At 58.1% G+C, this 21,304-nt stretch carries 16 protein-coding genes; 15 read left to right on the top strand and 1 reads right to left on the bottom strand.

Features of this window, described 5'->3' with window-relative positions; genetic code table 11:
• Positions 1-181 precede the first annotated feature (181 nt).
• From H9X84_RS04735 to H9X84_RS04675, 13 genes are all read left to right on the top strand, one after another.
• Positions 182-400, top strand: a complete 219-nt coding sequence (locus H9X84_RS04735; protein ID WP_027644084.1) for a Maff2 family mobile element protein — start codon at positions 182-184, stop codon at positions 398-400.
• A gap of 83 nt (positions 401-483) precedes the next feature.
• Complete coding sequence (locus tag H9X84_RS04730; protein ID WP_044943085.1) at positions 484-1,353, top strand: VirB6/TrbL-like conjugal transfer protein, CD1112 family; 870 nt, start codon at positions 484-486, stop codon at positions 1,351-1,353.
• A 20-nt stretch (positions 1,354-1,373) separates the two neighbouring features.
• Positions 1,374-1,796: a PrgI family protein gene (locus H9X84_RS04725; protein WP_205133088.1), complete on the top strand. Its 423-nt coding sequence runs from the start codon at positions 1,374-1,376 to the stop codon at positions 1,794-1,796.
• Positions 1,797-1,806: 10 nt separating this feature from the next.
• The gene (locus H9X84_RS04720) at positions 1,807-4,188 is read left to right on the top strand and encodes a VirB4-like conjugal transfer ATPase, CD1110 family (RefSeq protein WP_205133213.1); all 2,382 of its coding nucleotides are present in this window, start codon (positions 1,807-1,809) and stop codon (positions 4,186-4,188) included.
• A gap of 2 nt (positions 4,189-4,190) precedes the next feature.
• On the top strand, positions 4,191-4,559 hold the full coding sequence (locus tag H9X84_RS04715; protein WP_205133089.1) for a DUF3851 family protein: 369 nt from the start codon (positions 4,191-4,193) through the stop codon (positions 4,557-4,559).
• Complete coding sequence (locus tag H9X84_RS04710; protein ID WP_205133090.1) at positions 4,552-6,288, top strand: CD1108 family mobile element protein; 1,737 nt, start codon at positions 4,552-4,554, stop codon at positions 6,286-6,288. The genes H9X84_RS04715 and H9X84_RS04710 overlap by 8 nt, the downstream gene beginning before the upstream one ends.
• Before the next feature lie 30 nt (positions 6,289-6,318).
• A complete protein-coding gene (locus H9X84_RS04705) occupies positions 6,319-6,576 on the top strand; it encodes a DUF4315 family protein (RefSeq protein ID WP_205133214.1) in 258 nt (85 codons plus the stop codon).
• Complete coding sequence (locus H9X84_RS04700; protein ID WP_205133091.1) at positions 6,566-7,339, top strand: DUF4366 domain-containing protein; 774 nt, start codon at positions 6,566-6,568, stop codon at positions 7,337-7,339. The genes H9X84_RS04705 and H9X84_RS04700 overlap by 11 nt, the downstream gene beginning before the upstream one ends.
• The gene (locus H9X84_RS04695; RefSeq protein ID WP_205133092.1) at positions 7,336-7,554 is read left to right on the top strand and encodes a hypothetical protein; all 219 of its coding nucleotides are present in this window, start codon (positions 7,336-7,338) and stop codon (positions 7,552-7,554) included. Before H9X84_RS04700 ends, H9X84_RS04695 begins: the two co-directional genes overlap by 4 nt.
• Positions 7,535-9,634 carry a type IA DNA topoisomerase gene (locus H9X84_RS04690; RefSeq protein ID WP_205133093.1) on the top strand — a complete coding sequence of 700 codons (2,100 nt, stop codon included), beginning with the start codon at positions 7,535-7,537 and terminating at the stop codon, positions 9,632-9,634. Before H9X84_RS04695 ends, H9X84_RS04690 begins: the two co-directional genes overlap by 20 nt.
• Positions 9,631-9,912: an immunoglobulin gene (locus tag H9X84_RS04685; protein WP_205133094.1), complete on the top strand. Its 282-nt coding sequence runs from the start codon at positions 9,631-9,633 to the stop codon at positions 9,910-9,912. Before H9X84_RS04690 ends, H9X84_RS04685 begins: the two co-directional genes overlap by 4 nt.
• Before the next feature lie 2 nt (positions 9,913-9,914).
• Positions 9,915-13,208 (top strand): LPD16 domain-containing protein, encoded by a 3,294-nt coding sequence (locus H9X84_RS04680; RefSeq protein WP_205133095.1) that lies wholly within the window; start codon positions 9,915-9,917, stop codon positions 13,206-13,208.
• A 1-nt stretch (position 13,209) separates the two neighbouring features.
• Positions 13,210-13,425 carry a transposon-transfer assisting family protein gene (locus H9X84_RS04675; protein WP_205133096.1) on the top strand — a complete coding sequence of 72 codons (216 nt, stop codon included), beginning with the start codon at positions 13,210-13,212 and terminating at the stop codon, positions 13,423-13,425.
• Positions 13,426-13,547: 122 nt separating this feature from the next.
• Here the strand turns inward: H9X84_RS04675 and H9X84_RS13045 are convergent, their stop codons facing one another.
• Positions 13,548-14,120 (bottom strand): hypothetical protein, encoded by a 573-nt coding sequence (locus H9X84_RS13045; RefSeq protein WP_243423534.1) that lies wholly within the window; start codon positions 14,118-14,120, stop codon positions 13,548-13,550.
• A 154-nt stretch (positions 14,121-14,274) separates the two neighbouring features.
• On the opposite strand from H9X84_RS13045, the gene H9X84_RS13040 reads away from it, so the two are divergent.
• A complete protein-coding gene (locus H9X84_RS13040) occupies positions 14,275-14,631 on the top strand; it encodes a TnpV protein (protein WP_243423536.1) in 357 nt (118 codons plus the stop codon).
• 299 nt (positions 14,632-14,930) lie between these two features.
• Positions 14,931-21,302, top strand: a complete 6,372-nt coding sequence (locus tag H9X84_RS04670) for an SNF2-related protein (protein WP_330634403.1) — start codon at positions 14,931-14,933, stop codon at positions 21,300-21,302.
• Positions 21,303-21,304 lie beyond the last annotated feature (2 nt).

Genomic DNA, 21,304 nt, shown 5'->3' with positions numbered 1-21,304 from the left:
CCGCCTCAACCGCCCTTTCGGGGCCATCGGCGTACAAAGCGGACAATTACCAAAAAATAATGAAAAAAGGAGGACAGCCGGAATCAGCCCCCGGAAACCGGGCGGCAGATTGTTCCGGCTTTTGTATGCCTATGAATGACTAAATCAACCTTTTTCAAATGATTCCGGCTAACTATAATTTATGGCATTTTTCAATCAGGCTATCACCGTTCTTCAGACCCTCGTTATCGCTCTCGGCGCTGGTCTCGGCATCTGGGGTGTCATCAACCTCCTCGAAGGTTACGGCAACGACAACCCCGGCGCGAAGTCCCAGGGCATGAAGCAGCTCATGGCTGGCGCTGGCGTCGCCGTGGTCGGCATGGTCCTCGTACCCCTGCTCTCCGGCCTGTTCACCGTCTGATCGCTCCCGTCGTTAAGCTGTCATAAGAAATCCTTGCCGCCCCTGCCCCAAAGCGGGGGCGGCTGAAAGGAGGTTGACACCGTATGGATTTCTTACTCGATGCCCTTACTGACTGGCTCAAGGAAATGTTGGTAGGCGGCATTATGAGCAACTTATCGGGGATGTTCGATAGCGTGAACCAGCAGGTCGCAGACATTGCGACGCAGGTGGGCCAGACCCCGCAGGGCTGGAACGGGAGTATTTTCAGCATGATCCAGAACCTCTCCAACTCCATCATGGTGCCGATTGCTGGCGTGATCCTGGCTATCGTGATGACGCTGGAGCTGATTCAGATGATTACCGACAAGAACAACTTACATGATGTGGACACCTGGATGATCTTCAAGTGGGTGTTCAAATCTGCCGCTGCCATTCTTATCGTCTCCAACACTTGGAACATCGTGATGGGCGTGTTTGACGCAGCTCAAAGCGTGGTGGCGCAGGCGGCAGGCATCATCGGTTCCGACGCTTCCATCGACATCTCCTCTGTCATGACCGATATGGAGTCCCGGCTGATGGATATGGACCTGGGGCCGCTGTTCGGCCTGTGGTTCCAGTCGCTCTTTATCGGCATTACCATGTGGGCGCTTTACATTTGTATCTTTATCGTGATCTATGGCCGTATGATTGAGATTTACCTTGTGACCTCGGTGGCCCCAATCCCTATGGCCACCATGATGGGCAAGGAATGGGGCGGCATGGGCCAGAACTATCTGCGCTCTCTGATCGCTCTGGGCTTCCAGGCATTTCTTATCATCGTCTGTGTGGCAATCTATGCCGTGCTGGTACAGAACATTGCCACCGAATCGGATGTCATCATGGCCATCTGGAGCTGTGTGGGATATACGGTCCTGTTGTGCTTTACGCTCTTTAAGACCGGCAGCCTCGCAAAATCCGTGTTCAATGCACATTAACCAGGAAGGAGGTAATCCCTTTGGCTTATGTACCCGTACCCAAAGACCTGACGAAAGTCAAAACCAAGGTTGCATTTAACCTGACCAAGAGGCAGCTGGTCTGCTTCGGCGGCGGGGCGCTTATCGGCGTACCGCTTTTCTTTTTGCTCCGGGGGCCTGCGGGAAACAGCGTGGCGGCCATGTGTATGATGCTGGTCATGCTGCCCTTCTTCATGCTGGCGATGTATGAAAAACACGGTCAGCCCCTGGAAAAGATCGTGGGCAACATCATCAAGGTGGCCGTCATCCGGCCCAAGGAGCGCCCGTATAAGACCAACAACTTCTATGCCGTTCTGGAACGGCAGGAAAAACTCGACAAGGAGGTGTATGACATTGTTCACGGCAATCAAAAGCTGGCTGCACCGGCTGTTCGGAAAAGACGAAAAGACCGCGCAGCCGGTTAATCAGAAAAAGATGAAAAAGCTGTCCCGTGCCGACAGAAAGCAGATCGAGGCCGCCATCGCCCGCGCCAATCGCACGGACCGGAAAGAAAAGTCGGCCCAGGACAGCATCCCCTATGAGCGGATGTGGCCGGACGGCATCTGCCGGGTGGCAGACGGCCATTACACCAAGACCATCCAGTTCCAGGACATCAACTATCAGCTCTCGCAGAACGAGGACAAGACAGCGATCTTCGAGGGCTGGTGTGATTTCCTCAACTACTTCGACAGCTCCATTCAGTTCCAGCTGTCCTTTTTGAACCTCGCAGCCTCTGAGGAGACCTTTGCCCGCGCCATCAACATTCCTCTCCAGGGGGATGATTTTGACAGCATCCGGGTGGAGTACACCAGCATGCTGCAAAACCAGCTGGCAAGAGGCAACAATGGTCTTATCAAGACCAAGTACCTGACTTTCGGCATCGACGCGGACAGCCTCAAGGCCGCCAAGCCCCGTCTGGAGCGCATTGAGACCGACATTCTCAACAACTTCAAACGCCTGGGCGTGGCCGCCGAGACCCTGGACGGCAAGGCGCGGCTGGCACAGCTTCACGGCATTTTCCACATGGATGAACAGGTGCCGTTCCGCTTTGAATGGGACTGGCTGGCTCCGTCCGGTCTGTCCACCAAGGATTTCATCGCGCCGTCCGGCTTCGAGTTCCGCACCGGCAAACAGTTCCGTATGGGTAAAAAATACGGGGCTGTTTCTTTTTTGCAGATCCTCGCCCCGGAGCTGAATGACCGGATGCTGGCTGATTTTCTGGATATGGAAAGCTCTCTGATCGTCAGCCTGCATATCCAGTCCGTAGACCAGATCAAGGCCATCAAGACGGTCAAACGGAAAATCACCGACCTGGATAAATCTAAAATCGAGGAACAGAAAAAGGCCGTCCGCGCTGGATATGACATGGACATTATCCCGTCCGACCTCGCCACCTACGGTGCCGAGGCCAAGAAGCTCTTGCAGGACTTGCAGAGCCGGAACGAGCGAATGTTCCTTGTGACCTTCCTGGTGCTGAACACGGCGGACAATCCCCGGCAGCTGGGCAACAATGTGTTCCAGGCCAGCTCCATCGCACAGAAGTACAACTGCCAGCTGACCCGGCTGGACTTCCAGCAGGAAGAAGGGCTGATGTCCGCGCTGCCCCTGGGCCTCAATCAGATCGAGATTCAGCGGGGGCTGACCACCAGTTCCACGGCCATCTTCGTTCCGTTCACCACCCAGGAGCTTTTCCAGAACGGCAAAGAGGCGCTGTACTACGGGATCAACGCCCTGTCCAACAACCTCATCATGGTGGACCGAAAACTGCTGAAAAACCCCAACGGCCTGATTCTCGGCACCCCTGGTTCCGGCAAGTCCTTCAGCGCAAAGCGCGAGATTGCCAACTGCTTCCTGCTCACCAATGATGACATCATCATCTGCGACCCGGAGGCCGAGTATGCGCCCCTGGTGGAGCGCCTGCATGGGCAGGTCATCAAGATTTCGCCCACCAGCACCAACTACATCAACCCGATGGACCTGAACCTGGACTACTCGGACGATGAAAGTCCGCTGTCCCTCAAGTCCGACTTCATCTTATCCCTGTGCGAGTTGATCGTGGGCGGCAAGGAGGGCTTGCAGCCGGTGCAGAAAACCATCATTGACCGCTGTGTGCGGTTGGTCTATCAGGACTATCTCAATGACCCCCGACCGGAGAATATGCCCATCCTGGAGGACCTCTACAACCTGCTGCGGACACAGGAGGAAAAAGAGGCACAGTACATCGCCACGGCGCTGGAAATCTATGTAACCGGCTCGCTCAATGTGTTTAACCATCAGAGCAATGTGGACATCAACAACCGCATTGTCTGCTACGACATCAAGGAGCTGGGCAAGCAGCTGAAAAAGATCGGTATGCTGGTGGTCCAGGACCAAGTGTGGAACCGCGTTACCATCAACCGTGCTGCCCACAAATCCACCCGTTACTACATCGACGAGATGCACCTGCTGCTGAAAGAGGAACAGACCGCCGCCTACACGGTGGAGATTTGGAAGCGGTTCAGAAAATGGGGCGGCATCCCCACCGGCATCACGCAGAATGTCAAAGACCTGCTTTCTTCCCGCGAGGTGGAGAACATCTTTGAGAACTCCGACTTCGTGTATATGCTCAACCAGGCGGGCGGGGACCGGCAGATTCTCGCCAAGCAACTGGGCATTTCCCCTCACCAGCTTTCCTATGTGACCCACTCCAGCGAGGGCGAGGGCCTGCTGTTCTATGGCTCCACGATCCTGCCTTTCGTGGACCATTTCCCCAAGAACACCGAGCTGTACCGCATTATGACCACCAAACCCCAGGAACTGAAAAAGGAGGATGAATGACCATGAAACCCAACACCGAACTGAATACCATGATGTTTTTTGACGATGCCCTGGAGGGTGAGCGCACCTATCTGCTCACCGAGCTGGCCGATGCCGTCAGCGAGACCCGCACGGCGGCGGATCAGGCTGCGGAGCTGAACGAGAACGGCGAAGCGGGCCTGCTGCGCCTGACGGAAATCTGGTGCGCCATGAACGGCGTCCCGGCCATCGTCATCTTCGAGGGCGGGCAGTCCGAGCTGCTGGCCAATGTGGTGGCGCAGATCTACGCCCATCTGCTTCAGCACCCCTCCCGTGACCCTGTGGGGCTGGCCGTCTATGTGGAGCTGCGCTACATGACGGCCTCCCTCATGTTGGGGGAATGGTTTGAATAAGGAACCGCGCCTGCGCTTTACGGACGAGGAACGGGCTGACCCGGTGCTGGAGAAGCCCATCCGTAAGGCGGATAAGGCCGCCGCCAAAGCAGACAAGGCGCAGGCCAAAATTCCCAAAAAGCAGGTCCGGCAAAAGACGGTGGACCCGGAGACCGGCAAAGTGACCACCAAGCTGGTGCTGGAGGACAAGAAGAAGCCGCCCTCCAAATTGTCCCATGCGGTGCGGGATACCCCCGCCAATGCCGCTCTGGGGAAGCTCCACAAGGAAATCCGGGAGACCGAACAGGACAATGTGGGCGTGGAGAGCGCCCACAAGTCCGAGGAGGCTGCCGAGACCGGCGTTAGGCTTGCACGGGAAGGCTACCGCAGCCACAAGTTGAAGCCCTACCGCAAGGCGGTCCAGGCCGAGCAGAAGCTGGAGAAGGCCAATGTGAACGCCTTGTATCAGAAGTCCCTGCGGGAAAATCCCCAGCTTGCCAGCAACCCCATTTCCCGCTGGCAGCAGAAACAGGCCATCAAAAAGGAATACGCTGCCGCCAAGCGCGCCGGTCAAGCTGCCGGGAATACCGCCAAGACTGCGGAGACCACCGGCAAGGCGGCCAAGAAGGTCAAGGAGAAAGCCCGGCAAGCGGGCGCGTTTGTCATGCGCCACAAAAAGGGCTTTTTGATTGCGGGTGCGATCTTCCTGCTGGTCTGTATGCTGCTCAACACCATGTCCTCCTGCTCCATGATGGCGCAGAGTATCGGTTCCGTGGTGTCCGGCACCACCTACCCGTCGGATGATCCTGAGCTGGTGGCGGTGGAGGCCGACTACGCTGCCAAAGAAACGGCGCTGCAAGCCGAGATCGACAACATCGAAAGCAGCCATCCGGGGTATGACGAGTACCGCTATGACCTGGATATGATCGGGCATGACCCCCATGAGCTGGCAGCCTACCTGTCCGCCGTGCTGCAAGGCTATACCCGGCAGAGCGCCCAGGCCGAGCTGGAGCGCGTGTTCGACGCACAGTATGAACTGACGCTTACCGAGGAAGTGGAGATACGATACCGCACCGAAACTTCCACGGACCCCGTGACCGGCGAGACGACCACCGAGGAAGTCCCGTATGAGTATTACATTCTGAATGTGAAGCTCACCAGCAAGCCCATATCTTCCGTGGCTTCGGAGCTGCTGACCCCGGAACAGCTGGAAATGTACCAGGTGTACCGGCAGACGCTGGGCAACAAGCCGCTGATCTTCGGCGGCGGCTCCCCGGATACGAGCAACTCCGAGGACCTGACCGGTGTGGTATTCGTCAACGGCACCCGCTCCGGCAATCAGGCCGTTGTGGACATAGCCAAAAGTCAGGTGGGCAATGTGGGCGGTCAGCCCTACTGGAGCTGGTACGGCTTCAATTCCCGTGTGGAATGGTGCGCCTGCTTCGTGTCCTGGTGCTACGGCCAGATGGGGCTGTCCGAGCCGCGCTTTGCCGCCTGCCAGTCCCAGGGTATTCCGTGGTTCCAGTCTCACGGACAATGGGGCGGGCGTGATTACGCCAATATCGCCCCCGGCGACGCCATCTTCTTTGACTGGGACCTGGATGGCAGCGCCGACCATGTGGGCCTTGTGGTCGGCACAGACGGCAGCCGGGTCTACACCGTGGAGGGCAATTCTGGCGACGCCTGCAAGATCAAGAGTTATTCCCTGTCCTACGAGTGCATCAAGGGCTACGGCCTGATGAACTGGTAAGGCCGATTTATGAGAAAAGGAGTGTTTGAAATGGCTAAGAACAAAATCCAGCGCATTGACCAGGAGATTGCCAAGGTCCGCGAGAAGATCGCGGAGTACCAGGACAAGCTGAAAACCCTGGAGGCGCAGAAAACCGAGGCGGAGAACCTGGAGATCGTCCAGATGGTGCGCGCTCTGCGGCTGACCCCGGAGCAGCTGAACGCCATGCTCTCCGGCGGCACGGTCCCCGGCATGGCCGCTGCCTCCGCCGACTACAACGAACAGGAGGACACCGACCATGAAGAATAAGAGAATTTTCAAGACCTTTTCGGCCCTCTGCGCCGCCCTGGTGCTGATGATGGGCCTTTCCGTGACCGCCTTTGCCCAGGGAACAGACCAGCCCCCGGCGGAGGACGCCACCAACGACGCCAATGTGGTGGTGGAGGAAACCGAGGACAGTCCGGCCCTGACCCCGGATGGCAACGCCGCCCTGGTGGATGACTTCGGCGGCAACAAGCAGCTTATCACCGTCACCACCAAGGCGGGCAACTACTTCTACATCCTCATTGACCGGGCCAACGAGGACAAGGAAACCGCCGTCCACTTCTTAAACCAGGTGGATGAAGCCGACCTGATGGCGCTGATGGAGGACGGCCAGACCGCCCAGGAGCAGCCCGCCACCTGTACCTGTACGGAGAAATGTGTGGCCGGTGCGGTGAATACGGCCTGCCCGGTGTGCGCCACCAATATGAGCGCCTGCACGGGCAAGGAGCTGGAACCGGAGACCCCGGAGGAAACCGCAGAGCCGGAGGAACCGGCGCAGAAACCCACGGGGTTGAATCCGGCCCTGCTTTTGGCTGTGCTGGCTCTGATGGGCGGCGGCGGTGCCTTTGCCTACTTCAAATTCATCAAGAATAAGCCCAAGACCAAGGGCAGCGATAATTTGGACGATTACGACTACGGCGAGGACGATACTGACCAGGAGGACGAGGACCCCTGGGAGACCGAGGAATCTGACGAGCCGGACGCTGACGGGGGCGGCGACGAGGAAAGCGAGGACAAGACGGTTTGACCCGCTTTACCGACAGCCCCTATGAACGCATGATGACACGCAGGCCGGAGGGCGGGAAGGAAACTTCCCGCTCTCCCTCTTTATCTCCCGGCCACCCCTGTTATGGCTGTGGGAATTACCGTGACGGTCAGCCCTGCGTGGGATTCTGCCACCGGCAGCTGACCGCATGGCTGCGGGAAAGGAGGATGAAAAACCATGAAGCTGGTAATCGCTGAAAAACCGTCCGTTGCCCAAAGTCTGGCCGCCGTGATCGGGGCCGCCGCCCGCAAGGACGGCTACCTGGAGGGAAACGGCTGGCGGGTGAGCTGGTGTGTGGGCCATCTGACTGGGCTGGCCGATGCCGACGCTTATAACCCCGACTACGCCAAGTGGCGCTATGACGATCTGCCTATTCTGCCGGACCACTGGCAGATGGTGGTGAGCAAGGACAAAAAGAAACAGTTTGATGTGCTGAAACAGCTGATGAACGCCCCGGATGTGACCGAGGTGGTGAACGCCTGCGACGCGGGACGCGAGGGCGAGCTGATCTTCCGCAGCGTCTACGAGCTAGCGGGCTGCCAGAAGCCCATGAAGCGGCTCTGGATTTCCTCGATGGAGGATTCCGCCATTCGGGAGGGCTTTGCGAACCTGCGCCCCGGCGCGGACTATGACGGCCTGCGGGATGCGGCTCTCTGCCGCGCCAAGGCGGATTGGCTGGTGGGGATCAATGCCACCCGGCTGTTTTCGGTACTGTACCACCGGACCCTCAACATCGGGCGCGTCATGTCCCCGACGCTGGCCCTCATCGTCCAGCGGGAGGCCGAGATTGACACCTTCAAGCCAGTGCCGTTTTACACGGTCACGCTGGAACTGCCCGGTTTTTCCGTTTCCGGGGAGCGCATGGCGGACAAGGCCGCCGCCCAGCAGCTGAAAACTGCTTGTCAGGGTGCGACTGCCATAGTGAAAAAGGTGGAGCGCAAGGACAAATCCGAGAAGCCGCCCTCCCTTTATGACCTGACTACCCTCCAACGGGACGCCAACCGGCTGTTGGGATACACCGCCCAGCAGACCCTGGATTACCTGCAAAACCTGTATGAAAAGAAGCTCTGCACCTATCCCCGGACGGACAGCCGCTATCTGACTTCGGATATGGCGGCCAGCCTGCCGGAGCTGATCCGGCTCACCGCTGGGGCGCTGCCCTTTGCCGCTGGTATGGAGCTTGCCTGCAATGCGGCCCAGGTCATCAATGACAAGAAAGTGACCGACCACCATGCGGTGATCCCCACCCGCAACCTCCCGGGCGCAGACCTGTCCAGCCTGCCGGTTGGCGAAAAGGCGGTGCTGGAGCTGGTGGCCCTGCGGCTGCTGTGCGCTGTGGCTCAGCCCTATACTTTTGCTGAAACCGCCGTTGTTGTGGAGTGCGCCGGTGCTGAGTTTGCTGCCAAGGGCCGCACGGTGAAGCAACTCGGCTGGCGGGCGCTGGATGTTGCCTACCGTGCTGGGCTGAAAAATGCGGAGCCGGACAAGGAAATCGAGGACAAGGCTCTGCCGGAGCTGTCTGAAGGTCAGACGCTGCCCCTTTCTGGTGTTGCCGTCAAGGAGGGCAAAACCACCCCGCCCAAGCACTTCACCGAGGATACGCTGCTTTCCGCGATGGAGACTGCCGGGAAGGACGATATGCCGGAGGATGCCGAGCGCAAGGGCCTGGGAACCCCGGCCACCCGCGCCGGGATTCTGGAAAAGCTGGTGTCCACCGGCTTTCTGGAGCGCAAAAAGAGCAAGAAAACCTTACAGCTCCTGCCGTCCCATGATGCGGTGTCCCTTATCACCGTGCTGCCGGAGCAGCTGCAATCGCCTCTGCTAACCGCCGAGTGGGAGTACCGGCTGGGTGAGATCGAGCGCGGCGAGCTGGCCCCGGAGGACTTTATGGCCGGTATCAGCGCCATGCTCCAGGAGCTGGTGAGAACCTATCGGATGATTAAAGGCACCGAGTACCTGTTCACGCCGCCCCGCGAAGTGGTGGGCAAATGCCCCCGCTGTGGCAGTGATGTAGCGGAGCGGCAAAAGGGTTTCTTCTGCCAGAACGAGGGTTGCAAATTCGCCATCTGGAAAAACAACAAGTGGTGGGAGCTGAAGCGCAAGCAGCCCACCAAGGCCATCGTGACGGCGCTGCTCAAGGATGGCCGCGCCCATGTGACCGGCCTGTACTCCGAGAAAACCGGCAAGACCTACGACGCCACCGTGGTTCTGGAGGACGATGGGAAGTACGCCAATTTCAAGCTGGCGTTTGACCGGCAGAAAGGCGGCAAACGATGAAGCTCTCCCTCTATGAACAGGAAACCATCATCCTCTACAACCAGGCCGAGGTCGCAGCCGAGGTCTATACCCATGACCCCCGGCTGCTGGAGAAGCTGCGGCGGCTGGCGGAGAAATACCCGGACCAGATCGTGAAAAAGGACCGGCAGACCTTTCTTGTCCCTAAACGCTGCGTGTCAGTTCGTGAGCCGTACAGCGCCGAGCGTCGCAAGGCGGCCAGTGAACGGGCCAAGGCTGCCGGGTACAGGCCGCCCACCCCCAAGAAGGGCAGCGAGTAAGCATGGCTGAAAGTGTCTTTGAGGCCGTCAAGCAGTCTGTCACCGTCCGGGAGGCAGCGCAGATGTACGGGATCGAGGTCAACCGGAACGGCATGGCCTGCTGCCCGTTCCACGATGACAAAAATCCCAGCATGAAGCTGAACGAGGAATACTTCTACTGCTTCGGCTGCGGAGCCACCGGCGATGTGATCGACTTCACCGCACGGCTCTACAATCTGTCTCCCAAGGAGGCCGCTGAGAAGCTGGCCCAGGATTTTGGCTTGGCTTATGACAGTCAGGCCCCTCCCCGGAGGCGCTATGTCCGGCAGAAAACCGAGGCACAGAAGTTCAAAGAGGATCGGGACCATGCCTTTCGTGTCCTGGCTGACTACTATCATCTGCTGAGAAAGTGGGAAACCAACTATTCCCCCAAAACGCCGGAAGAAAATCCTCATCCCCGTTTTATGGAGGCAATTCAGAAAAAGGACTATACGGGCTATCTGCTGGATTTTTTCCTGGAGGACGGCCCGGAGGAACAAAAGCTGTGGATTGCCGAACATCAATCAGAAATCGCCAATTTGGAAAGGAGAGTGAAATTCATGGCTGATAAGCCCACCAACCGGGAGCGGTTGCAGGAAATCACGGCAGGCATTGAACAGGGTATCAAGGAGCTGTTCGAGAGTGAAAAGTATATGCGCTACCTGTCCGTCATGTCCAAGTTCCACCGCTACTCCGTCAACAACACCATGCTCATCTATATGCAGCGCCCGGACGCCACCCTGGTGGCTGGATTCAATAAGTGGAAAAACCAGTTTGAGCGCCATGTGAAAAAGGGTGAGCATGGCATCACGATCATTGCCCCTACGCCCTACAAAAAGAAGATCGAGGAAATGAAGCGCGACCCGGACACCCATGCGCCCATCCTGGATGCAGACGGCAAGGCGGTCATGGAGGAAAAAGAAATTGAAATTCCCATGTTCCGTCCGGTGAAGGTGTTCGATGTGAGCCAGACGGACGGAAAGCCCCTGCCGGAGCTGGCCTCCAGCCTGTCCGGGACAGTGCCGCATTATGAGGCGTTCATGGAAGCTCTGCGCCGCTCCGCCCCGGTCCCCATCGAATTTGAGCCGATGGCAGCCAATATGGACGGCTATTTCTCCTCCGAGCAGCAGCGGATTGCCATTCGGGAAGGCATGAGCGAGGTGCAGACTGTTTCCGCCGCTGTCCATGAGACCGCGCACAGTAAGCTCCACGACCCCAAAAAGTATGAAGCGGAGCCGACCTGGAAGATCGTAATGGTGAGCGAGGGCGGTGTCAAGCACGATTATCGCCTGGACTTTGCCACCGAAGCGGAGGCGGAACAGGCCGCCGCCGAGGAAGGCTGGCGCTATGTGGACGAGAATCGGTTTGAGTGGCGGTTGGAAGTGGAGGAAGATCTGACGGCGGTGAAACAGGCCGCCAAGAACCGCAACACCGAGGAAGTGGAGGCCGAGAGCATCTCCTATGCAGTCTGCCAGTATTTCGGTATCCAGACCGGCGAGAACAGCTTCGGCTATATCGCTTCCTGGTCTAAGGACAAGGAGCTGAAGGAGCTGCGGGCCAGCCTGGAGACCATCAATAAGACTTCCTGCGAGCTGATTAACGACATCGAGCGCAATTACAGGGAAATCTGCAAGGAGCGCGGCATTGACCTGACCGCTGCCCCGGAACCGCAGCAGGACCCTATCGAGCAGCTGGCAGCAGACATCGACCAGTTCACTTTCGATTATGACCCTTATGAGTATCGGAACAATGCAGATAGCCGTGAGGACGCACTGCACGAACTGACTGCCACACTCCGAAGCGGAGATGCCAGCGGTGTACGCGAATGGCTCCAGAATATCGTGAACGAGGATGAACCGGATGAAACCACCCAAAAAGCTGCCGAGCTTTTGGAGCGTCTGGATCAGCTCGTTCCTGGGCTGGAACCGGAACAGCTGGACGAGCTGGAACCCGACCCCAACCTTGCGAAGATGGCCGATGAAGCCATGGCGATGGGCGTGGATACTGCCTGGAACTCCGATAAGGAATTTCCGTTGTCTTTCGACGCTGAAAGTCCCCAGCCCAGCGCCGAGTACCGGGAGGCACTGTTGGTGCTGGATGATACCACCTATCTTCATGTTCAGCCCTGCGACACCGGCTGGGACTATACCCTCTACGATGCAGAAACGATGAAGCAGCTGGACGGAGGCCAGCTGGATGGGCCGGACATGGGCCGTTCTGAAGCTATCAGCCACATCTGCAAGGACTTGGAGATGGGTGGCAAGTCCATCAAGTATGCGCCGCTTTCCATGATTGAGACTTTGCAGGAGGCGGCTTACCAGCAGACCGCAGAAGCCGCAGCCGCCCAGCTGCCGGACGCCATGGAGCTGGCGTTGGACGAATATCCCATGCCGGACCCGGTGCTGACCCAGGACGATCTGGAGAAATGTGGCTGCCTGGACAGCGACCTTCTACCGCTCTCCAAAGAACGAGCCTATGAGCTGATGGAGCGTGACCTGACCGTTTACATTATCCAAGAGGGCGAGAATCCGGCGATGGCCTTTGATACCGCCGACCTGGACGCCCATGACGGCATCTTCGCCGTGTCCCGCGAGGAATGGGAGGAAAGCCCGGAGTTTGATAAGCTGGTCAAGGACCGCATGGCCCACCAGGAGGAACGGGAGCAGGCGTTTCTCACCCACAAGGGGGACTGCTTCGCCATTTATCAGGTGAAACACACCGACGAGTTGCGGGACATCCGCTACGAGGGCCTGGAATGGCTCCAGTCCATCGGGCAGACGGTGCAGCGGGACAACTATGAGCTGGTCTACACCGCTCCGCTGCTGCCCTCCGATCTGAAAGGCGATACCGCCGAACAGCTCTTTTACCGCTTCAACAATGAACATCCCGCCGATTATCGCCATCCATCCATGAGCGTCAGCGACATCGTTGCCATCAAGCGGGATGGCAAGGTATCCTGTCATTACTGCGACAGCTTCGGCTTTGAGCAGGTTCCCGGATTCCTGCCGGACAATCCGTTGAAAAATGTGGAAATGGTCGTGGAGGATGACTATGGCATGATCGACGGTATCATCAACAACGGCCCCAAGGAACCGACGGTGGCCCAGCTGGAACAGCAGGCCCGCAGCGGCCAGCCTATCTCTCTCATGGATTTGGCTGCCGCCGCCCACCGGGAGGACCGGGAAAAGAAAAAGTCCGTCATGGAGCAGCTGAAAAGCCAGCCCAAGGCGGAACACAAAAAGACAGCGCCCAAAAAGAGCGCGGAAAGGGAGATTTGATATGGGAAACTTCACTTTTGAGGAAACGAACCTGCTTTGTATCTACAACACCGGCAGCCGCACCGGGCTGATCGAGGCTCTGACCGAGATGCGCGGCGAGCTTTCGCCGGAGGAAGCCGAGCTGCGGGTGCTGACGGACAGCGCCCTGGGGAAACTCCAGACCATGAGCGACACCGAGTTTGCCGAGCTGGAGCTGTTCCCGGATTTTGACGAGTAAGAACCACACAAAGACCCAGCGGGGCGGCCTGATGTGCCGCCCCATTTCTATTTAACATGAAGGGAGGACAGAAAACCATGCCATCCAAAGCTGAATTTTACCGGCAGATGGCCGAGCAGGTATCAACCCGGCTTGTGGGAAGTTGGAAGGAATGGACGGCCTTTCTCACTACTGCCGCCCGCCTCTACAAATACCCATTCCATGAACAGATGATGATTTACGCCCAGCGCCCGGACGCCACCGCCTGCGCCGAGTACAACCTGTGGAATGAAAAAATGGGACGGTATGTGCGCCGTGGCTCCAAGGGGATCGCTCTGGTGGACGATTCCGGCGACAGGCCCCGGCTGCGCTATGTGTTCGATATTTCCGACACCGGGACCCGTGAACATTCCCGCACCCCCTGGCTGTGGCAACTGGAGGAACAGCACATCGGGCCTGTGTCGGCTATGCTGGAGCGCAACTACGGCGTTGCCGGTGACGATCTTGCCCAGCAGCTCACCGATGTGGCCGGAAAACTGGCGAGTGAGTATTGGGACGAGCATCAGCAGGACTTCCGCTACATCGTTGACGGTTCGTTCCTGGAGGAGTACGATGATCTCAACATAGAAGTCCAATTTAAGTCCGCCGCCACCGTCAGCATCGCCTACGCCCTGATGTCCCGCTGTGGGCTGGATACGGAACAATATTTTCAGCATGAGGACTTCATGCCGATTTTCGACTTCAATACCCCGGCCACGGTTGGGGCGTTGGGAGCGGCGGTCAGCCAGATGAACCAGAAGGTGCTGCGGCAAATCGGCGTCACCATCCAGAACTATGAGCGCAAACAACTCGCGGAAAGGAGCGTTACAAATGGAGAACAACCTGACTTACACGAGGAACGGCGATTACCTGATTCCCGACCTGAAGCTGACCGAACAGCGGTCGAAGCCCCTGGGCAAGTACGGCAGGATGCGGAAAGCGTACCTGAAGGAACACCGGCCTCTGATCTACAACCAGCTGCTGCTGACCGAGAAGCTGTACCCGCACCTCATCGAGATCGACGAGACGGCGAACAGCCGTCTGGAGCAGATGATGCCCCAGCTGGCGGAGTCGGCGGGCGCGACGGAGGAGCTGAAAGCCCGCGATCCGATGCGCTGGGTGGGCCTGATGAACACCTGCAAGGCCCAGGCCGAGGAGATTCTGATGGCGGAGCTTATCAACAGCTGACCTTAAACCTGTTCCTCTCCGAAGCGGAACAAATCCAAAGAATAGACGAAGCAGAGAATGTGAAAACATCCTCTGCTTTTTCTTTTGCCCAGGAACAGCCGCAGCCGGAAGTTGCCGACCATGAACCAGAGGCGGCAAAGCCCACCCTTCGGGAGCTGCATGAGCAATACAAGCCCATCGTGCTGGAGGCTGTTACCCAGGATGTCAGATACCGGAACGCCTGCGGTCACAGCGACTACGAGAACGCCGTGATCGAGGGCAACACCGCTATTCGCCGTGCTGTCCTGGGGTCCGGCAATATGGGGCTGCTTCGCCTCTATTCTGACACCCCGGAGTTCCGGCAGCGCCTGCACCGGGAAGTCATCGACGAGACCTATCCCAAGCTCCATGAGCTGCTGCGTCCTCTCTCGGACAATGACATCGACAAGGCTATCCAGGGCTGGAATGGCAAAATCGAGAGCAAACACGCCGTTGTCCGCTACATGAAAGACCATGCGCGAGAAAGAGACACCGCAGCATGGCTGGCCCATGAGTTTGACGGCGGCGATGGTAAAACCCCGTTTGCGATCCGCCCGGAAAGCCCCGAAGGAACGGCGCTGCCCTGGCCCAAGGTGCAGCGCCGGATTGCCCAGCTCATCAAGGAGGATCGCTTCTACACCCAGGTCGAACAGGATAATCTGGACGATGTGGACCCCATCGCCATCCGGGAGGCCCTGGCCCAGCGCGGCATTGTGGACGGCCATGTGGTGGACCCGGAAAAGCTGGACAACGACCCTTTTATTCAGCAGGTCATGCGGGATGTGGAGGCCATATCCAGGGAGACCGCACAAGCGGACCAGCAGGAACAGCCCGTTCCTGGCAATTCGCGTGTTCCTGTGTCAGATGAAGAATATGCTGCGGCCCGTGGCACGGTCCGAGAGCGAACCTCCTACGATCCAGCGGTTCCTCCCTACAATGTGGGTGATATTGTCTATCTGGATGACCGTCCCCATCAGATCACAGAGTTGCGGGATGACACGGTGCAGCTGCTCCCCACCGGCATGAGCTATCCCATCTACCGGGCTGAGAGCCGGGAACGGTTTGAGCAGCTTTTACGGGAGGATAACCGCAACGACTTCTATACCGAGTTTCTTCCGGCAAACCCGGATGCGGTAGACCAGGACCTGCGGGATGTGCTGGCCCACGGCCTGATCGGTGAGGCGGACAAGGCGGAGCTTTCCCATCTGCTGCACAACGGCAAGAGCAACCGGGAGGTTGCCTTGTGGCTGAGCCGAGCCTATCCCAACATTGTGGAAACGATGGAGCTGGAGACCGGCGACACCGCCGACTACCGCACAATGCCTGAAGGTATCGAGCTGGAAGTGCTGGACGCAGACGAAAAGCGGCTGGCCATGCTGTTTTTCCGCTGGAACGAGGTTGCGCCTTTGCTGCGCGGGCTGTATGCCCGTCAGCTGGACGGTTTTGGGCAGGAACGCCCCGAACCGTCTGCCGAAACTCCGGCTTATCACGCCGAGACGGTGGCCATCTATCCGGGCGATAAGAACCATCTGCCCTATGATGTGATCGTTCAAACCATGCGGACCAATGAGCCGGAGCCGCCAGCGCCTGCCGCCGAGCCGGAGAAAACCCCGGATGAAGTGCTGGACGAACACCCCATTTCTATCCAAGTTAATGGTGAGTGGCAGACCTTCCCCAATGCCAGGGCTGCCGAGGAAGCCGCCTACGGGGAATACAAGGAGAACCTGCGCCGCACCGCCGAGAATTTCCACATCATCGACGATCATCTGGGCGAAGGCGGCCCCAAGGCCAAGTTCCAGGCCAATATCGAGGCAATCAAGCTGCTGAAATACCTGGAGGAAACCACCGGGCAGGCAACGCCGGAGCAACAGCAAGTCCTCTCCCGGTATGTGGGCTGGGGCGGCCTTGCCGATGCCTTTGACCCCGACAAGGAAAGCTGGAGCAAGGAATATACTCAGCTGAAGGAGCTGCTGACCCCGGAGGAATACGCTGCCGCCAGAGGGTCCACCCTCAATGCCCACTACACCAGCCCCACGGTGATTCGCGCCATCTATGAAGCCGTGGGCCGCATGGGGTTTGAGACCGGAAATATCCTGGAGCCGTCCTGCGGCGTGGGGAATTTTTTCGGTATGCTGCCGGAGAACATGGCCGGAAGCAAGCTGTACGGCGTGGAGCTGGATTCCATCAGCGGGCGGATTGCCCAGCAGCTTTATCCCAAAGCGGACATCACCGTGGCGGGATTTGAAAACACCGGCAGGCGGGATTTCTATGACCTTGCCATCGGCAATGTGCCTTTCGGCCAGTATCAGGTCAACGACAAAGCCTACAACAAGCTGGGCTTCAACATCCACAACTACTTTTTTGCCAAGGCGCTGGATCAGGTGCGGCCCGGCGGCGTAGTGGCCTTTGTGACTTCCCGCTACACGATGGACGCCAAGGATTCCACCGTGCGCCGGTATCTTGCCCAGCGCGCCGAGCTGCTGGGGGCGATCCGCCTGCCCAACAACGCCTTCCGCGCAAATGCTGGGACCGATGTGGTGTCCGACATTATCTTCCTCCAAAGGAGAGAGCGTCCGCTGGACATTGTGCAGGAATGGACGCAGACCGGACAGACCGAGGACGGCTTTGCCATCAACCGCTATTTTATCGACCACCCCGAGATGGTACTGGGTAGACAGGAACCAGAAAGCACCGCTCACGGTATGGACTACACCGTGAACCCCATCGAGGGCCTGGAGCTGGCCGATCAGCTGCACGATGCCGTGAAGTATATTCGCGGCACCTACCAAGAGGCTGAGCTGCCGGAACTGGGCGAGGACGAAGCCATCGACACTTCTATTCCCGCTGACCCCAATGTAAAAAACTACTCCTACACCGTTGTGGACGGTGATGTGTATTACCGTGAAAACAGCCGTATGGTGCGGCCTGACCTGAACGCCACCGCTGAGGCCCGCGTGAAAGGGTTGGTGGGTCTGCGGGAATGTGTCCAGCAGCTCATTGATCTGCAAATGGACGCCGCCACGCCTGACAACGACATCCGGGAGAAGCAGGCAGAGCTGAACCGGCTCTATGATGATTTCTCCGCCAAGTACGGCCTTATCAATGACCGGGCAAACAGATTGGCCTTTGGCGATGATTCCAGTTACTATCTGCTTTGCGCGCTGGAAGTCATTGACGAGAATGGCCAACTGAAGCACAAAGCAGATATGTTCACGAAGCGGACCATCAAGCCCCATGAGGCGGTGACTTCCGTGGACACCGCCAGCGAAGCTCTGGCTGTATCCATCGCAGAAAAAGCCCGTGTGGACGTGGAGTACATGGAACAGCTCACCGGCAAGACCGGTGACGAGCTGGTTTCCGAGCTGCAAGGCGTGATCTTCCGTGTGCCGGGCCAGGTGGAGAAAGACGGCACTCCCCATTATGTGACCGCCGATGAATACCTGTCCGGCAATGTCCGCAGGAAATTACGGCAGGCACAGCGGGCTGCACAGCAGGACCCGGCCTTTGCCATCAATGTAGAGGCCCTGACCGCCGCCCAGCCTAAAGATTTGGACGCTTCGGAGATCGAGGTGCGCCTGGGCGCTACCTGGATTAATAAAGAGTATATCCAGCAGTTCATGTATGAAACCTTCAACACACCGTACTACCTTCAGCGTGCCATTCAGGTCAACTACGCTGCCTATACCGCCGAGTGGCAGGTCACGGGCAAAAGCTCTGTATCCGAAAACGATGTGGCGGCTTATACCACCTACGGAACCAGCCGTGCCAATGCCTACAAGATTCTGGAGGATAGTTTGAACCTGCGGGATGTCCGTATTTATGACACCGTGGAGGACGCAGACGGCAAGGAGCGGCGAGTGCTGAACGCCAAGGAAACCACTTTGGCCGCCCAAAAGCAACAGGCTATCCGGGAGGCTTTCAAGGATTGGATTTGGAGAGACCCGGAGCGCCGTCGAGCCTTAGTTCATCAATACAATGAGGAAATGAACTCCACCCGGCCCCGTGAATACGATGGGTCTCACATTACCTTTGGCGGTATGACCCCTTCCATTACCCTCCGTGACCATCAGCTGGGGGCCATCGCACATATCCTCTATGGCGGCAATACGTTATTGGCACACGAAGTGGGCGCGGGCAAAACTTTTGAGATGGTTGCCGCTGCGATGGAATCCAAGCGACTGGGTTTGTGCCAGAAATCTCTCTTTGTGGTGCCGAACCACCTGACCGAACAATGGGCGTCGGAGTTTCTGAGGCTCTATCCCTCTGCGAAAATCCTGGTTACGACCAAGAAAGACTTTGAGACTCACAACCGAAAAAAGTTCTGTGCCAGAATTGCCACTGGAGACTACGATGCCGTCATCATTGGCCACTCGCAGTTTGAAAAAATCCCCATCAGCCATGAGCGCCAGGAGCGGCTCCTTCAGGAGCAGATCGACGAGATTACCGAGGGCATTGCCGAAGTAAAGTACAGCGGCGGTGAGCGTTTTACGGTTAAGCAGTTGGAACGCACCAAGAAATCCCTGGAGGCCAGACTGGAAAAGCTCCAGGCCGAGGGCCGCAAGGATGATGTGGTGACTTTCGAGCAGCTGGGCGTGGACCGGCTGTTTGTGGATGAGGCACACAACTACAAGAACCTGTTTCTTTACACCAAAATGCGGAATGTGGCGGGCCTCTCCACCAGCGACGCCCAAAAGTCCAGTGATATGTTCGCCAAGTGTCGCTACATGGATGAGATCACCGGTAGCCGGGGTGTTATCTTTGCCACCGGTACTCCGGTCAGCAATTCCATGACCGAGCTTTACACCATGCAGCGGTATCTTCAGTATGACCGCTTGCAGGAACTGAACATGACCCATTTTGATTGCTGGGCATCGCGCTTTGGTGAGACAGTGACGGCGCTGGAACTGGCTCCGGAGGGCACCGGCTACCGGGCGCGCACCCGCTTCTCCAAGTTCTTCAATCTCCCGGAGCTGATGAACCTTTTCAAAGAGGTGGCGGACATCAAAACCGCCGATCAACTCCACCTGCCCACGCCGGAGGTGGAGTACCACAATGTCGTGGCCCAGCCTACCGAGCAGCAACAGGAAATGGTGAAGGCGCTCTCCGAGCGTGCCTCCCTGGTACACAGCGGCACGGTGGACCCCTCCCAGGACAATATGCTCAAAATCACATCGGACGGCAGGAAGTTGGGCCTGGACCAGCGCATTATCAATCAGGCGTTGCCGGACGAACCCGGCACCAAGGTCAATCAATGTGTGGGCAATATCATGCAGATCTGGCGGGACGGCGAGGCTGACAAACTGACCCAGCTGGTGTTCTGCGACATTTCCACGCCCCAGGCTGCCCCTTCCAAAAAGGCAGCCAAGTCGCTGGACAATCCTATGCTTCACGCCCTTGAGCAGTCTGTGCCATTGTCCAAGCCGGAACCGGCCTTTACCATTTACGAGGACATCCGGCAGAAGCTCATTGCCCAAGGGATGCCCGCCGATCAGATTGCCTTTATCCATGACGCCAACACCGAGGTGCGGAAAAAAGAGCTGTTTGCGAAGGTCCGTACCGGCCAGGTGCGTGTCCTGCTGGGCAGCACCGCAAAAATGGGCGCTGGCACCAATGTGCAGGACCGGCTTGTGGCTCTTCACGACCTGGACTGCCCGTGGCGGCCGGGAGACCTTGCCCAGCGCAAGGGCCGCATCGAGCGCCAAGGCAACCAAAATTCCCTGGTTCACGTGTTTCGCTATGTCACCGAGGGAACTTTCGATGCCTACCTGTGGCAGACGGTGGAGAACAAACAGAAGTTCATTTCGCAAATCATGACCAGCAAAAGTCCGGTGCGCTCCTGTGACGATGTGGACGAAACGGCGCTGTCCTTTGCCGAGATCAAGGCCCTGTGCGCCGGAGACCCCCGTATCAAGGAGCGCATGGACCTGGATGTGGAGGTTTCCAAACTGAAGTTGATGAAGGCTGACCATCAGAGCAAACAGTACCGCCTGGAGGACCAGCTGCTGAAATACTTCCCGGAGGAAATCGAAAAGCACAAAGGTTATATCCAGGGGTTTGAGGCAGACCTGGAGACTCTCGCCGCCCATCCTCACCCGGAGGATGGCTTTGCGGGCATGGAAGTCCGGGGGGATACCCTGACGGACAAAGAGAACGCCGGTGCAGCTCTGTTGGACGCCTGTAAGGAGATCAAAAACTCCGAGCCGGTGCAGATCGGCAGCTACCGGGGCTTTGCCATGTCGGTGTTTTTTGACGCATGGCGGCAGGAATATACGCTCCTGCTGAAAGGAAAAATGACCCACCGGGCAAGTCTCGGAACAGATCCCCGTGGCAACCTGACCCGTATCGACAACGCTCTCGCGCAAATGCCCCAACGTCTGGAGGCAACCAAGGCCCAGCTGGACGATCTGTACCAGCAGCAGGCTGCCGCCAAAGTGGAAGTGGGCAAACCGTTCCCCTATGAGGATGATCTGCGGGTAAAGTCTGCTCGTCTGGTGGAGCTGGACACGCTTCTGAACCTGGACGGCAGAGGCCGGTCTCAGCCGGAGTCCGTGATCGCCAAGAGCGCACGACCTTCGGTGCTGGACAGTTTGAAGCGCCCGGTGCCGCCTCGCAACCCCGACAAGAAACCGAAACAGCATGAGGAGGTGCGATAAAA

It is taken from the genome of Anaerotignum lactatifermentans (assembly GCF_016902535.1).
Taxonomy (GTDB): Bacteria; Bacillota; Clostridia; order Lachnospirales; family Anaerotignaceae; genus Anaerotignum; species Anaerotignum lactatifermentans_A.
Note: the sequence above shows the minus strand (reverse complement) of the source record. Positions and strands in the feature narration are given on the sequence as shown.

Coding starts and splice junctions, on each gene's coding strand:
- H9X84_RS04735 (WP_027644084.1), top strand. CDS start 182: ATGGCATTTTTCAATCAGGCTATCACCGTTCTTCAGACCCTCGTTATC.
- H9X84_RS04730 (WP_044943085.1), top strand. CDS start 484: ATGGATTTCTTACTCGATGCCCTTACTGACTGGCTCAAGGAAATGTTG.
- H9X84_RS04720 (WP_205133213.1), top strand. CDS start 1,807: ATGAAAAAGCTGTCCCGTGCCGACAGAAAGCAGATCGAGGCCGCCATC.
- H9X84_RS04715 (WP_205133089.1), top strand. CDS start 4,191: ATGAAACCCAACACCGAACTGAATACCATGATGTTTTTTGACGATGCC.
- H9X84_RS04705 (WP_205133214.1), top strand. CDS start 6,319: ATGGCTAAGAACAAAATCCAGCGCATTGACCAGGAGATTGCCAAGGTC.
- H9X84_RS04700 (WP_205133091.1), top strand. CDS start 6,566: ATGAAGAATAAGAGAATTTTCAAGACCTTTTCGGCCCTCTGCGCCGCC.
- H9X84_RS04690 (WP_205133093.1), top strand. CDS start 7,535: ATGAAGCTGGTAATCGCTGAAAAACCGTCCGTTGCCCAAAGTCTGGCC.
- H9X84_RS04685 (WP_205133094.1), top strand. CDS start 9,631: ATGAAGCTCTCCCTCTATGAACAGGAAACCATCATCCTCTACAACCAG.
- H9X84_RS04680 (WP_205133095.1), top strand. CDS start 9,915: ATGGCTGAAAGTGTCTTTGAGGCCGTCAAGCAGTCTGTCACCGTCCGG.
- H9X84_RS04675 (WP_205133096.1), top strand. CDS start 13,210: ATGGGAAACTTCACTTTTGAGGAAACGAACCTGCTTTGTATCTACAAC.
- H9X84_RS13045 (WP_243423534.1), bottom strand. CDS start 14,120: ATGCTGAAAATATTGTTCCGTATCCAGCCCACAGCGGGACATCAGGGC.
- H9X84_RS13040 (WP_243423536.1), top strand. CDS start 14,275: ATGGAGAACAACCTGACTTACACGAGGAACGGCGATTACCTGATTCCC.
- H9X84_RS04670 (WP_330634403.1), top strand. CDS start 14,931: ATGGGGCTGCTTCGCCTCTATTCTGACACCCCGGAGTTCCGGCAGCGC.